Source organism: Ruegeria sp. YKSD163 (assembly GCF_059612905.1).
This window is the reverse complement of sequence record NZ_JBXWRM010000005.1, coordinates 27871-40717: the sequence shown is the minus strand read 5'-3', so window position 1 is coordinate 40717 and position 12847 is coordinate 27871. Positions and strand designations below refer to the sequence as shown.

Annotated in this window: 12 protein-coding genes; 6 read left to right on the top strand and 6 right to left on the bottom strand. The window is 65.2% G+C overall.

From position 1 onward, the window contains the following. Nucleotides 1–35: 35 nt before the first annotated feature. The 3 genes from AC2FNA_RS08575 to AC2FNA_RS08565 all read right to left on the bottom strand — a co-directional run bounded on the left by AC2FNA_RS08575 (nucleotide 36) and on the right by AC2FNA_RS08565 (nucleotide 3041). Entirely contained in the window at nucleotides 36–956 is a 921-nt protein-coding gene (locus AC2FNA_RS08575; RefSeq protein ID WP_496825639.1) for a manganese-dependent inorganic pyrophosphatase, read from the bottom strand. 102 nt (nucleotides 957–1058) lie between these two features. After that, entirely contained in the window at nucleotides 1059–2039 is a 981-nt protein-coding gene (locus AC2FNA_RS08570) for a TraB/GumN family protein (RefSeq protein WP_496825637.1), read from the bottom strand. Between the two features lie 18 nt (nucleotides 2040–2057). After that, nucleotides 2058–3041 carry a TraB/GumN family protein gene (locus AC2FNA_RS08565; RefSeq protein WP_496825635.1) on the bottom strand — a complete coding sequence of 328 codons (984 nt, stop codon included), beginning with the start codon at nucleotides 3039–3041 and terminating at the stop codon, nucleotides 2058–2060. Between the two features lie 115 nt (nucleotides 3042–3156). Between AC2FNA_RS08565 and AC2FNA_RS08560 the strand changes: the two genes are divergently transcribed. Further along, on the top strand, nucleotides 3157–3867 hold the full coding sequence (locus AC2FNA_RS08560; RefSeq protein ID WP_496825633.1) for a DUF2161 domain-containing phosphodiesterase: 711 nt from the start codon (nucleotides 3157–3159) through the stop codon (nucleotides 3865–3867). Here the strand turns inward: AC2FNA_RS08560 and truA are convergent. After that, complete coding sequence (gene truA, locus AC2FNA_RS08555) at nucleotides 3819–4610, bottom strand: tRNA pseudouridine(38-40) synthase TruA (protein ID WP_496825631.1); 792 nt, start codon at nucleotides 4608–4610, stop codon at nucleotides 3819–3821. The two genes, AC2FNA_RS08560 and truA, sit on opposite strands and share 49 nt — an antisense overlap. Nucleotides 4611–4842: 232 nt before the next feature. Between truA and AC2FNA_RS08550 the strand changes: the two genes are divergently transcribed. From AC2FNA_RS08550 to AC2FNA_RS08540, 3 genes are read left to right on the top strand one after another with little or no spacing between them, the layout of a single operon-like run. After that, nucleotides 4843–6258: a YcjX family GTP-binding protein gene (locus AC2FNA_RS08550; protein WP_496825629.1), complete on the top strand. Its 1416-nt coding sequence runs from the start codon at nucleotides 4843–4845 to the stop codon at nucleotides 6256–6258. Further along, nucleotides 6255–6695, top strand: a complete 441-nt coding sequence (locus AC2FNA_RS08545) for a GNAT family N-acetyltransferase (protein ID WP_496825627.1) — start codon at nucleotides 6255–6257, stop codon at nucleotides 6693–6695. The genes AC2FNA_RS08550 and AC2FNA_RS08545 overlap by 4 nt, the downstream gene beginning before the upstream one ends. Further along, entirely contained in the window at nucleotides 6692–7690 is a 999-nt protein-coding gene (locus AC2FNA_RS08540; protein ID WP_496825625.1) for a YcjF family protein, read from the top strand. Before AC2FNA_RS08545 ends, AC2FNA_RS08540 begins: the two co-directional genes overlap by 4 nt. 91 nt (nucleotides 7691–7781) lie before the next feature. Here AC2FNA_RS08540 and AC2FNA_RS08535 read toward each other — a convergent pair whose 3' ends face one another. After that, complete coding sequence (locus tag AC2FNA_RS08535; RefSeq protein WP_496825623.1) at nucleotides 7782–8189, bottom strand: group III truncated hemoglobin; 408 nt, start codon at nucleotides 8187–8189, stop codon at nucleotides 7782–7784. 125 nt (nucleotides 8190–8314) lie between these two features. Between AC2FNA_RS08535 and AC2FNA_RS08530 the strand changes: the two genes are divergently transcribed. Then, the gene (locus AC2FNA_RS08530) at nucleotides 8315–9025 is read left to right on the top strand and encodes a VIT1/CCC1 transporter family protein (RefSeq protein ID WP_496825621.1); all 711 of its coding nucleotides are present in this window, start codon (nucleotides 8315–8317) and stop codon (nucleotides 9023–9025) included. Nucleotides 9026–9042: 17 nt separating this feature from the next. Here the strand turns inward: AC2FNA_RS08530 and AC2FNA_RS08525 are convergent, their stop codons facing one another. Continuing rightward, a complete protein-coding gene (locus tag AC2FNA_RS08525) occupies nucleotides 9043–9567 on the bottom strand; it encodes a hypothetical protein (protein ID WP_496825619.1) in 525 nt (174 codons plus the stop codon). 288 nt (nucleotides 9568–9855) lie between these two features. On the opposite strand from AC2FNA_RS08525, the gene ileS reads away from it, so the two are divergent. After that, nucleotides 9856–12807 carry an isoleucine--tRNA ligase gene (gene ileS, locus AC2FNA_RS08520; RefSeq protein WP_496825617.1) on the top strand — a complete coding sequence of 984 codons (2952 nt, stop codon included), beginning with the start codon at nucleotides 9856–9858 and terminating at the stop codon, nucleotides 12805–12807. Nucleotides 12808–12847 lie beyond the last annotated feature (40 nt).

Here is a 12847-nt window from a genome sequence, read left to right as displayed (position 1 = left end):
TTCTCCGGTTTGAACCGGTTCGACAGAAGTGGCTGTCAGACCTTGAGGTTCGGGATGATCTGTTTCTTGCGGCTCATGATGCCGGGCAGGACAACCGTGTCGCCCGAAACCGAGGCGCCAAAGCTCTTTTCGGCCACCGTCTTGACCAGATCGTTGGGTACCAGCAGGGTGGCTTCCTCGTTCAGGATGTCGATCACGAACAGCAGCACCTGATCGGCGCCGTCTTCCTTGGCCACGTCGATCATCGAGGCCATCAGGCTGTCCTTGCGGTCCAGCAGCACCTGCGGCGCGGTGGTTTCCAGAACCGAGACCCGGAATTCCTTGCCGTCGACATTGTACTCTTTCGAGTCCATCCGCAGCAGTTCGGCATCCGAGAAGGACGACACGTCCGACTTGGCCGCGAACATTTCGGCGGCATAGGACGGAATGTCGATGCCCAGATCGGCGGCCAGTTTCTCGGCCACGGCGCGGTCGTGATCGGTGGTGGTGGGCGAGCGGAATTCCAGCGTGTCGCTGAGGATGCAGGTCAGCGCCGCACCCTTGATCGCTTCGGGCATGCGGGCGGCATCGTCGCCCATAAGGTCAACCATGATGGTGGCGGTACAGGCCAGCGGGCGCAGGGTGATGTCGATCGGGCCCTTGGTCTTCAGCCCGCCGATCAGCGCGTGATGGTCGATGATCTGGCGGATATCGGCGTCATTGACGCTGGCGGGCAGTTCGGCGGGGTTGTTGGTGTCAACGATCACGACCGGGGCGTCTGCTGCCAGGTCTGAGATGATCTCGGGCTTGTCGAGACCCCAGCGGTTCAGCATAAAGGCGGCTTCGGTGTTGGGTTCGCCCAGCAGCACCGGTTTGGCGGCCTGGCCCTTCACCTCGGTCAGATACCAGGCCCAGACGATGGGCGAGCCGGTGGAATCGGTGTCGGGGGATTTGTGGCCGAATACCTGAATGGTCATGTCTCTATCCTGCGGATGGTCGAATTTGCGCGCCTTATAGGGGCGTGGACTGGGCTTGTCACGGGGCGCTGTGCGGGCTGCGACCCTTGGTCTGTCCCGGCGTCAGAATTCGGCCCGTTTCAGGCTGTAACCCGCCTCGGCCAACAGGTTCAGCAGACCCTGTCGCCCATGCAGATGCGCGGCGCCCACGGCGACCACGGCGGTCTGGTCGCGAATCTCAAGGATATGGCGCATCCAGTTGTGATTGCGCCCCTCGACCAGCTCCAGCATGAAACTGTCCCAGAGCGGGGCGAACTCTTCGCGCGTCAAACCGCTGCGCGCCATCGCGTCGCGTCGCGAGAATTCCAAGAATTCAGCGTGGCGCTCTTCGAAATACATCGCGCTTAGCGTTACCAGCTGGTCGGCATTGGCGCCCAGCATGTTCGAGAACAGTTCCATGTCGCGCGCCTGTTCTTCGATCGGGGTGGCGGTGAACAAGGCCAGCAGTTCGGCGCTGGTCTCCAGCGAGTGCTGCGGCAGGCCATGGTGATCTGCCAGAACAGCAAGCCGCCGGTCCATGCCCAGTTTCGCCTTGGGATCGCGCAGCAGGCAGGGCGGCAGTGACAGGACCGAGCCCAGAACCCAAGGCTGCATCTTGGCCCCCATCCAGGCCGGGATATTGCGTTCTGCCAAGGCTGTGGCAATGCGGTTCCATCCCTCTTCGCTCATCAACTCTATCAGGGTCGGGCCTTCGGTGATCAGCGCCACTTCGGGGTTGCTCATCACCTCACGCTCGAATTCCGCCAGATCGGGGGTGTTCATCTCGAACCAGACCGCATCGGCACTTTCGATCACCGGTGCCAGCCGCTGGGCCGCGACGCTCATGCGGGCATCGTTCACATGCAGGGTGCCGATCAGGTGCAGCGTGGTATCGCCCCGGGTCGCGACCCAATGATTGCCTTCGGGAAAAGGGGTGGCTGCTGCGGCCTGCTCCAGCTCGGCGCGGTGCTTGTCCAGCAGATCGTCACGCAGATCGTGCCCCTCGCAGGCGGCCTGCGCTGCCAGCGGCATCAGGAGAAACAGCAGGACAGAGAGAAAACGCATCCCAAGCCCCCGCAAAGATCAGAATTCGGCCCGGCTAAGGCTGTAGCCCTGCCGTTTCAGCAGGTTCAGGATGCCGGTCTTGCCCGGTAGATGGGCAGCCCCCACCGCGACGACCAGAACCGGAACGTCTGCACGCAGGATCACCGGCAACCAGGCCCGGTTGCGCCGGTCCAGGATATGAGCGTCGAACTGGCGCAGCAGACGCGCGACTTCGCTGCGCGACACCTTGAGGTCGCGATAGAGTGTCCAACTTTCGATCAGCATTGCCTCGGCCAGGCGCTGTTCGAAATATGCATTGGCCATGGTAACGACCTGATCATCGTAGTTCATCTCGCTCTTCAGATCGAGCAGCAACAACTGGATCTGGTCGCGGATCGGGATTGCTGACAGCGCCCGCATCCCGTCGCCGACATTCTCGAGCGAGCCGATCGGCACCTTGGCCCGGATCGCGGTCTTTTCGATGCGGTCATCCAGGCCCTGATAGGCAAACAACCCGCGCCCGCCGCAGCCCGAGGTAGACAGGCTCATCGAGATGAACCAGGGCTGCATCCGGGCCAGCACCCGCTCGTCGACCCCAAGCATGGCCATCTTGACGCTGAGCAGGCGCCAGTCCTCGGCCCGCATCATCTCGTTCAGTCCGGGCCCCTTGGGGATGGTCAGCAGGCCGGGTGTGTTGCGCAACACGGTGTCGAGCGTGGCCAGCTTCTGCTGTGTCACCTCGAGCAGCACCGCATCGGCCGACCGGATCACCGGCGTCAGGTTGCGCATCGCCGCCCGCATCCGACTGTCACCGGTATGCTGTGTGCCGATGACATGGATGCGACGGTTGCCCTTGGTTGCGACCCAATGATTACCATAGGCAAAGGGAACCTGCTTGATGTCGCGTGCAAGGCGCGCCTCGGCCTCGGGAGTCAGCCGGTCGCGCATGTCGGTTCCGGTGCAGCGGGCCGCTGCTCCGCCTGCCACCAACAGGCAGAGGCAGATCAAAAACACGCGAAACATGACAAGGCTCCTGCAATTTCCGGCTTTCCCCACAGCTAGGCCGCCCGGGTCGGGGGGACAACCCCGGGGCAGGGGCACGATTGTATTGCCGCGGCGATGTGCCTAGCGTGCAACCATGCTACGCGAACAGGATCTCTACCCTCCGCTCAAGGCGATGTTCGAGCGGCAGGGTTATGTCGTCAAGGGCGAGGTCGGCGCGGCCGACCTGGTCGCGCGCCGGGGTGACGAGCCGCCGGTGATCGTCGAGATGAAGCTGCGGTTCTCGCTGTCGCTGTTTCATCAGGCGGTGGCACGGCTCGCGCTCAGCGACAGTGTCTATGTCGCAGTGCCGCGCCCGATCGGGCGCACGGCGCGGCGGGCATTGCGTGACAATCTGGCGCTGTGCCGGCGGCTGGGGTTGGGCCTGATCACCCTCCGCGCCGATGGCCGGGTCGAGGTCCAATGCGATCCCGGTCCCTACCGCCCGCGCAAGTCGAAGGCGCGCGAGGGACGGTTGCTGCGCGAGTTCGACAGGCTTCAGGGAGACCCCAACGCGGGCGGCGCCACCCGCCACGGCATCGTCACCGCCTATCGTCAGGATGCGCTGCGCTGCGCGGCTCATCTGGCCGACAGGGGGGCGTCACGCGGCGCTGACGTAGCACGCGTAACGGGTGTTGTCGCCGCGACCCGGCTGATGCGCGATAATCACTATGGCTGGTTCGAACGGGTCGAAAAGGGGGTCTATGCCCTGACCGACGAAGGCCGCGCCGGGCTGGTTCACTGGGCCTATAGCTGGGATCACGAGGAGGCGGCGGGCATATCTGAGGCAAAGACCGGTTCCGGATAGCCCACCCGTGCCAGGTAGAGGCCCTGCGGCGGGCAGACCGGCCCACAGGCGGCACGGTCGCGCGCCTCCAGTGCGCGGCGCACGTCCTCGGGCGCCCAGGCACCGGCACCCACGCGCTCCAGCGTGCCCACGAAACTGCGCACCTGGTTGTGCAGGAACGAGCGCGCTCGGACGTGGAACCGGATCTCTGGGCCGGCGAAGCTCTGGACCTCTTCGACGCGAAGCTCGTCCAGCGTCTTGACCGGGCTGGCGGCCTGGCAGATCGACGAGCGGAAGGTGGTGAAATCGTGCCGCCCCAGCAACAGGTCGGCGGCGGCCTGCATGGCGCGCGCGTCCAGCCGGTGCCCGACCTGCCAGACCAGCCCGGCATCATGGGTCGCCGGAGCCCGCCGCATCAGCAGGCGGAACAGGTATTGCCTTTCGGTGGCCGAGAAACGGGCGTGCCAGTCTTCGGCGACTCGCGCGGCGGCGGTGATCGCCACCGGTTGCGGTTTCAGGTGATAGTTCATCGCCTCCGACAGGCGGAACGGGTCCCAGTCGCGGGTCATGTCGCAATGGGCCACCTGACCCAAGCCGTGTACGCCTGCATCGGTGCGCCCGGCCGCAGCGATGGTATGGGGCCCCGGTTCCAGCCGCGCCAGCGCCGCCTCGATGGCGCCCTGCACCGAGGGCAGGTCCTTCTGCCGCTGCCAACCGGCAAACGGGGCGCCCAGATATTCGACTTTCAGTGCATAGCGTGGCATGGCCGCGCTGGTACCGTGCGCCCGTCGCCCTGTCCAGTGGGGGCGCTGCCCCCGCCGCCGCAAGCGGCGAGTCCCCCGGAGTATTTCCGGCGGAATGAAGTCGGGGCGGATGGGCTTCTTTCTGGTGGGAAATACTTCGGAGTTCGAGGCGGAGCCTCGCAAAAAACATTGCAACCCTAGCAACCGGGCGGCGCGCTCTTTATCTTGGCGGGGAAACAGGCAGGGGCAGAACTTGGTCATAACCTCCATCGCAGACCGCGTGGTGCGCGGCGTCGAGACCGTTGCGGATACGCTGAGCGAGGCGCTTTTCGAGCCGGTGATCCGGCTGGGCGTGACCGGACTGGCGCGATCGGGCAAGACCGTGTTCATCACCTCGCTGGTCGCCAACCTGCTCGACCGGGGCCGTATGCCCGGCCTTGTCGCGGCACAGGAGGGACGGATCGAGGCGGCGTTCCTGCAACCCCAGCCTGACGACACCGTGCCGCGCTTTGACTACGAGGCGCATCTGGCGGCACTGACCGGCCCCGCGCCGCACTGGCCCGACAGCACCCGCGCCGTGAGCGAGCTGCGCCTGTCGCTCAGGGTACGGCCCGGTGGTCTGCTAGGCGGATTGCAGGGTCCGCGCACGGTGCATCTGGATATCGTGGATTATCCCGGTGAATGGCTGCTCGACCTGGGTCTGATGGACAAGAGCTATGAAGACTGGTCTGCCGACGTGCTGGCGCGGATCGGGAGCCGGTCCCAGGCGAAGGCTTATCTGGCGGCGCTGGGTTCCGTGGACCCGACCGCGCGCCATGACGAGCCCTTGGCGCAGGAGCTCGCACGGAGCTTTACTGCCTATCTGGAGGCGGCACGCGGGGCGGGGTTTTCCGACTGCACGCCGGGGCGTTTCCTGCTGCCCGGCGATCTGGCCGGTTCGCCGGTGCTGACCTTTGCGCCGTTGCCGGTGACGGGCGCCGCGCCGCGCCGTTCGCTGCACCGGGAAATGGCGCGCCGGTTCGAGGCCTACAAGGCGCAGGTGGTGCGCCCGTTCTTTCGCGATCATTTCGCTCGTATCGACCGGCAGGTCGTGTTGGTCGATGCGCTGGGCGCCATTCACAAGGGTCCACAGGCGGTTGAGGACATGCGCCTTGCGATGGCGGATATCCTGAACGCCTTCCGGCCCGGCCGCAATGCCTGGCTGAACCGGTTGCTGCTGGGCCGCCGGGTCGACCGAATCCTGTTTGCCGCCACCAAAGCCGATCACCTGCATCATAAACAGCACCCGCAGTTGACCGCGATCATCGAGGCGCTGACCCGTGAAGCGCGCGACCGGGCGCAGTTCGCCGGAGCCGAGACCGCCGCACTGGCGCTTGCTTCGCTGCGCGTCACTACCGAGGAGATGCGCGCCCATGACGGGCGCGATCTGCCTTGCGTGCGTGGCACCCTGCTGGAGGGTGGACGGCAGGCGGCCTTCTATCCCGGTGCCCTGCCCGAGGACCCGGGCCAGCTGCTGAGCCCGGCCCGCGCCGGGGCCGAGGCCTGGTTGGGGGCGGGGTTCCAGGCGATGAGTTTTTCGCCCGCGCCGCTGCAGCTGAAGCCGGGCGACGGGCCGCCGCATATCCGGCTTGACCGGGCGGCGCAGTTCCTGTTCGGGGACCGGCTATGAACGCGGTGCTGCGCCTGGCCCGGCCCGGTGATGCCGAGGCGACCGGAGACATCCTCTATAGGTTTGCACAGGACACGCCCTGGATGCCCAAGCTCTATGAACGGGCCGAGACGGTGGGTTTCTGCGGTATCATGATCGGGCGTGGCTGGGTAAGCGTTGCTGTTATCGGCGGGCAGGTGGTCGGATTCATCGCCCGCGACGGGCAGGAGATCTGTTCGCTCTACCTTGCAAAAGCGGCGCAGGGACAGGGGCTGGGCGCGGCCCTGTTGGCTGATGCGATGGGCCAGAGCGACCGGCTGGAACTCTGGACCTTTCAGCACAATACCGGAGCGCAGCGTTTCTATGCGCGGCACGGCTTTGTCGAGGCCGCACGCACCGATGGCGCGGGCAACGAAGAGCGCCTGCCCGATATCCGCTATGAATGGAGGCGGTCATGACCCAAGGCCCGATCCTGTTCGATCTGAAGGACGAGAAAACGCCGCCACCCGCGGTGGTCGAGGCGCCGCCGGTGCCCGATGCGGATCGCCCGCAGGGTGCGGCCATGCAAACTGCCGCCCGCGTGGCGGCGCGGCGCCCCTCGCGGCTGGCGCGTTGGTTCTGGGGTCTGGCCGCTGCGCTTTTGGGGGCGGTGATCTCGGTCGCGGCCTGGGATTTCGTTACCGGGCTGATGGATCGTGTCCCGGTGCTGGGTTGGGCGATGAGCGCGCTGCTGGCGGGTTTTGTGCTGGTGGCTTTGCTGATCGCGCTGCGGGAGTTCGCGGCGATCGGGCGGCTGGGCCGGGTCGACGGGCTGCGCCGCGCCGCCGATGCGGCACTGGCCGAGAATGACCTGGCTCAGGCGCGCGCCGTGTGCCGAAAGCTCGATACCTTCTATCGTGGGCGCGAAGAAACCCGCTGGGGTCGCGAACGGTTGGCCGAACGCGCAGGCGAGCAGTTCGAGGCGCATGACCTGCTGGCGCTGGCCGAGGACAGTCTGCTGGCCCCGCTGGATGCCGAGGCGCAGCGCGAGGTCGAGGCGGCCGCGCGCCGGGTGGCCACCGTCACCGCACTGGTGCCGCTGGCGCTGGCCGATGTGGTCGCCGCGCTGGCCTCTTCGCTCAGAATGATCCGGCGTGTGGCCGAGATTTATGGAGGTCGGTCCGGCGTGCTGGGCAGCTGGCGGCTGACCCGCGCGGTTATGGCGCATCTGGTGGCCACTGGCGCTGTCGCAGTGGGTGACGACCTGCTGGAGCCGGTGCTGGGCGGCTCTGTCCTGAGTAAGCTGTCGCGCCGGTTCGGCGAGGGGCTGGTAAACGGCGCGCTGACCGCGCGGGTAGGTGTCGCAGCGATGGAGGTTTGCCGGCCCCTGCCGTTTTCGGCACGGCGCCGACCTTCGGTCCGGGGCGTGGTGCGCCGCGCCCTGACGGGAATTGTCAGCAAGGCCAATGGCTGACTTCGGGTGGTAAGGGGGCGCTGCCCCCGCCGACAAATTCGTCGAATTTTACCGGCTCCCCCGGAGTATTTTAGGCGAAATGAAGACAGGGTCAGAGAAGCGAGGGAATCTCGTCCGAGTTCTGTCGCATCGAGGTGAGCCCCATCCGCAACCCATGGCCGATCCGGTCGGCCAGCGCCCCCCAGCGGGCGGCGGTGTCGGCGGCAAGCTCTTGGGCCAGGACCTCGTGAAAAAGGGCAAGCCAGAGCGGGAAATGATCGGGCCGTATATCGGGGCGCGCGACATGCACCCGCATCGGGTTGCCGTCGTAGCAGCGCTCTTTCAGGATGGAATTGCGCCAGAAGGCGGCGATCCGCGCCTCATGCGCTGGCCAGTCGCGCACATGGGCGGCAAAGACCGGGCCCAGTTCGCCATGGGCGCGGATGCGGGCATAGAAGACCCTCACGACGCGGTCGATCTGGGGGGCGGTGATCTGGAACAGGGGCAGGGGGCTGGGCATTGGCGTCTCTTTTCTGACTGTTAAAGTCGGATATAGGGTTCCGATCCGCAAGCGCCATACTGTCACAGGCGGGCGCTTGATCTGGGACAAGGACAGCCCACCGGGCAAACGGGAAGGCTAGCGCCATGAAAGAACATGGACATAGCCCGAAAGAGGTCTCGCAGCGGATCGGCGCCCCGCCCGGGCGCGGCGTGTTGCGCGACGTTGTTTATGGCGGCATCGACGGGTCGGTGACCACCTTCGCCATCGTGGCGGGCGTGGCAGGGGCGGGCCTGCCGCCCTTTGTCATCGTGGCGCTGGGGTTGGCCAATGTTCTGGCCGACGGGTTTTCGATGGCGGCGGGCAACTACTCGGGAACCAAGGCCGATCTCGACAACGTCCGGCGCCTGCGCGTGGTCGAAGAGCGCCATATCGCCCACTACCCCGAGGGCGAACGGCTGGAGGTGCGCGAGATCCTGGCGCAGAAGGGGCTGTCGGGCGAAGTTCTGGAACAGGCCACCGACGCAATCACCGCCGATCGTGGCAACTGGGTCGCGCTGATGATCGACGGTGAATACGGCCTTGGCAGTGTCGACCCGCATCCGATGCGCGCGGCGCTGGCGACATTCGCGGCCTTTCTGCTGGCGGGCATGATCCCGCTGTTGCCGTTCCTGTTCGACTTGGACGGCGCGTTCACCGTTTCAGCCTGGATGACTGCGGCGGTGTTCTTTGCCATCGGCGCGTTGAAAAGCCGATGGTCGCTGGCGCCGTGGTGGCGGTCGGGGCTGGAGACGCTGGCCATAGGCGGGGCCGCGGCGGCCATCGCCTATGGGGTGGGAACGCTGTTTCACGCCTGAAGCGCCGGTAAGGCGCGTTATTGCAGTTCGATCTTCAGCGGATAGCCATACAGATCCTGTGTCTTGTCTCTCTGGCTTGCCTGGCTGGCGGTGACGGCGGCGCCAACCAGACCATAGCCTATCAAAACATGTGCCGCTGCGGCTGCCGAATAGGCCTGTTGCGTCAGATTCACCGGCTTGATCGTTTCGTCGAATTCGAACTGCTCCGAGGTACAGCGCACCCGCATCGGCGGTGTCTTGGTGCCATAAGAGGGCAGATTGACCTCGCCCGGAATTTTCACCTCGGCGGTGAAATGGCTGCTGGTAAGCTGGCAGGTCTTGGGCTTAAACGCTGGCGGAACGGCAGAATAAGACCGGCTGTCGGGAAAGGTGATCCGCACCGGGGTGATCTTTTCCGGGGCGGTCGCCTTGCCGGCAGCGCTCAGTTGCACGCTGTTGGAAAGTGTCAGTGCGGCTTGCGCGCCGGGAGAGGCCGGTTCGGTACAACCTGCAAGATTGCTTGTCAGCGCAAGGGCGAAAAAGGGCAGGAGGGGTTTGTTCATTTTGGTCTTTGTCGTGGATTGCTGTTCGCCCTTGGAATGCGTAACCAGGCACTCGTTTGCAAGCCCATTTGACGCCAATGCGCGTAAGGCAACCCGGCTGTGTCATAACGGCGCTTTCCCCCCGTTCGGGAATTGCCTATAAGGCGCCCATGACCCACCGTGCGGCCATCATTATTCGAATTACCTCCCCGGCGCTCTGACCAGATCGAGACGCCGGGCAAAGGTGCTTGAGCCATCGCACCGAACCGAATATCCCCCAACCGACATGATTGCCAGAGGACGCCCGAGATGTGCGCCGACACGACCGCTGAAACGCCCGAATACAAAGACACGCTGAACCTGCCGAAAACCGATTTCCCGATGCGCGCCGGATTGCCCGCGCGCGAACCGCAATGGCTGGAGCGTTGGGAACGCATCGGCGTTTATGACCGCCTGCGCGAAAAGCAGGGCCGCGCGCCCTTTACCCTGCATGACGGCCCTCCCTACGCCAACGGCCACCTGCATATCGGCCACGCGCTGAACAAGACGATCAAGGACATGATCGTGCGCAGCCACCAGATGATGGGGTTCGACGCGCGTTACGTGCCCGGCTGGGACTGTCACGGCCTGCCGATCGAATGGAAGATCGAGGAACAGTACCGCAAGAAGGGCAAGAACAAGGACGACGTCAACGTTGTCGAGTTCCGCCAGGAATGCCGCCGCTTTGCCGAGGGCTGGATCGACATCCAGCGCGAGGAATTCAAGCGCCTGGGCATCACCGGCAACTGGGCCGACCCTTATGTCACCATGGACTATCACGCCGAGGCGGTGATCGCCGACGAGTTCATGAAGTTCCTGATGAACGGCACTTTGTATCAGGGTTCCAAACCCGTGATGTGGTCGCCCATCGAACAAACGGCGCTGGCCGAGGCCGAGGTCGAGTATCACGACAAGGAAAGCTTCACCATCTGGGTGAAGTTCCGGGTCCATTCGGTGTCGCAAGACGATGACACGGACCTTTCGAAGACAGACTATCTGCGCGGAGCCTATGTCGTCATCTGGACCACCACGCCCTGGACCATCCCATCGAACAAGGCGGTGGTCTATGGCAAGGATATTGCCTACGGTCTCTACGAGGTAACCGGCGCTCCAGACGAGTGTTGGGCGTCTGTGGGCGACAAATACATCCTAGCCGACAAGCTCGCAGGGGATGTGTTCCGCCGTGCACGGCTTGACGAAGGTCAATGGAAACGTACCGCAGATGTTCCGGCAAGTGACCTTGCTGGGGTTTTCCTGACCCACCCGCTGCACGGCGCCGAAGGTGGTAATGGCGAATGGGACGACATCCGCGATTTCCGCGCCGCCGAGTTCGTGACCGATACCGAGGGCACCGGTTTCGTGCATTGTGCCCCATCCCACGGGATGGAGGAATTCGAGCTTTACCGCGATCTGGGCATGCTGGAGCAGGTCATCACCTATAACGTGATGGACGATGGCTCGTTCCGGGCCGACCTGCCGTTTTTCGGCGGCAAGTACATCCTGTCCCGCAAGGGCGGCGAGGGCGATGCCAACAAGACGGTGATCGACAAGCTGGTCGAGGTCGGCGGGCTGCTGGCGCGCGGCAAGATCAAGCACAGCTATCCCCATAGCTGGCGGTCCAAGGCGCCGATCATCTATCGCAACACGCCGCAATGGTTCGCCAGCGTCGACCGTCCCGTCAATGACGGGCAGGATACCTATGGCAAGACCATCCGCGAACGCGCGCTGACCTCGATCGACCAGCTGGTGAAGTTCACCCCGCAAACCGGGCGCAACCGGCTCTATTCGATGATCGAGGCGCGGCCCGACTGGGTGCTCTCGCGCCAGCGCGCCTGGGGCGTGCCGCTGACCTGTTTCACCCGCAAGGGCGCGCTGCCGACCGACCCGGACTTCCTGCTGCGTGATCCGGCCGTCAACGCCCGCATCTTTGCCGCGTTCGAGGCCGAGGGCGCCGATTGCTGGTATGCCGAGGGCGCCAAGGAGCGCTTCCTCGGCAACGATTACAAGGGTGACGAATGGGATCAGGTGTTCGATGTGCTCGACGTCTGGTTCGACAGCGGCTCGACCCATGCCTTTGTGCTGCGCGACCGCGAAGACGGTACCGCGGACGGCATTGCCGATGTCTATATGGAGGGCACCGACCAGCATCGCGGCTGGTTCCACTCCTCTCTGTTGCAGGCCTGCGGAACGCTGGGCCGCGCGCCCTATCGCAACGTGGTCACGCACGGGTTCACCCTCGACGAGAAGGGCATGAAAATGTCCAAGTCGCTGGGCAACACCATCGTGCCCGACGAAGTGGTCAAGCAATACGGCGCCGATATCCTGCGGCTTTGGGTGGCGCAGACCGACTATACCGCCGACCAGCGCATCGGGCCCGAGATCCTGAAAGGCGTGGCCGACAGCTATCGCCGGCTGCGCAACACCATGCGCTTCATGCTGGGCTCGCTCTCGGATTTCACCGAGGCCGACCGGATCGAGGATCCGGCCGAGATGCCGCCGCTGGAACGCTGGGTGCTGAGCCGCATGGCGGAACTGGATGAGCAGGTGCGCAAGGGCTATGCGGCCTTCGACTTCCAGGGCGTCTATAGCGCGGTGTTCAACTTCGCCACCGTGGACCTGTCGGCCTTCTACTTCGATATCCGCAAGGACGTGCTGTATTGCGACGGCGACACCACCCGCCGCCGGGCGGCGCGCACAGTGCTCGATCTGCTGTTCCACCGGCTGACCACCTGGCTGGCGCCGGTGCTGGTGTTCACCATGGAAGAGGTCTGGCTGGAGCGCTATCCGGGCGAGGACAGCTCGGTCCACCTGGTCGATTTCCCTGACACACCCGCCAGCTGGCGCGACGCCGAGCTGGAGACGCGCGTCGCCCGCATCCGCCGGGTGCGCCGGGTGGTGACCTCGGCGCTGGAAATCCAGCGCCGTGACAAGGTGATCGGGTCGAGCCTCGAGGCGGCCCCGGTGGTGCATGTCGAGGATGCGGGCCTGCGCGAGTTGCTCGCCGGGCTCGACATGGACGATCTCTGCATCACCTCGGGCCTGACGGTGACCGGTGATCCGGCCCCTTCCGAGGCGTTCCGCCTGCCCGAAGTCGAAGGCGTCGGCGTGGTGTTCGAAACCGCCGAGGGTGAGAAATGCCAGCGCTGCTGGAAGATCCTGCCCGATGTCGGGCGTCACACGCATGCCGGGGTCTGCGGCCGCTGTGACGCGGCGCTGGGCTGAGGGGATCGCTGCCGGGCGGCAGCGACCGGGGCGAGGGGCG

Coding starts and splice junctions, on each gene's coding strand:
- AC2FNA_RS08575 (WP_496825639.1), bottom strand. CDS start 956: ATGACCATTCAGGTATTCGGCCACAAATCCCCCGACACCGATTCCACC.
- AC2FNA_RS08530 (WP_496825621.1), top strand. CDS start 8,315: ATGAAAGAACATGGACATAGCCCGAAAGAGGTCTCGCAGCGGATCGGC.
- AC2FNA_RS08525 (WP_496825619.1), bottom strand. CDS start 9,567: ATGAACAAACCCCTCCTGCCCTTTTTCGCCCTTGCGCTGACAAGCAAT.
- AC2FNA_RS08560 (WP_496825633.1), top strand. CDS start 3,157: ATGCTACGCGAACAGGATCTCTACCCTCCGCTCAAGGCGATGTTCGAG.
- AC2FNA_RS08565 (WP_496825635.1), bottom strand. CDS start 3,041: ATGTTTCGCGTGTTTTTGATCTGCCTCTGCCTGTTGGTGGCAGGCGGA.
- truA (WP_496825631.1), bottom strand. CDS start 4,610: ATGCCACGCTATGCACTGAAAGTCGAATATCTGGGCGCCCCGTTTGCC.
- ileS (WP_496825617.1), top strand. CDS start 9,856: ATGTGCGCCGACACGACCGCTGAAACGCCCGAATACAAAGACACGCTG.
- AC2FNA_RS08540 (WP_496825625.1), top strand. CDS start 6,692: ATGACCCAAGGCCCGATCCTGTTCGATCTGAAGGACGAGAAAACGCCG.
- AC2FNA_RS08570 (WP_496825637.1), bottom strand. CDS start 2,039: ATGCGTTTTCTCTCTGTCCTGCTGTTTCTCCTGATGCCGCTGGCAGCG.
- AC2FNA_RS08545 (WP_496825627.1), top strand. CDS start 6,255: ATGAACGCGGTGCTGCGCCTGGCCCGGCCCGGTGATGCCGAGGCGACC.
- AC2FNA_RS08535 (WP_496825623.1), bottom strand. CDS start 8,189: ATGCCCAGCCCCCTGCCCCTGTTCCAGATCACCGCCCCCCAGATCGAC.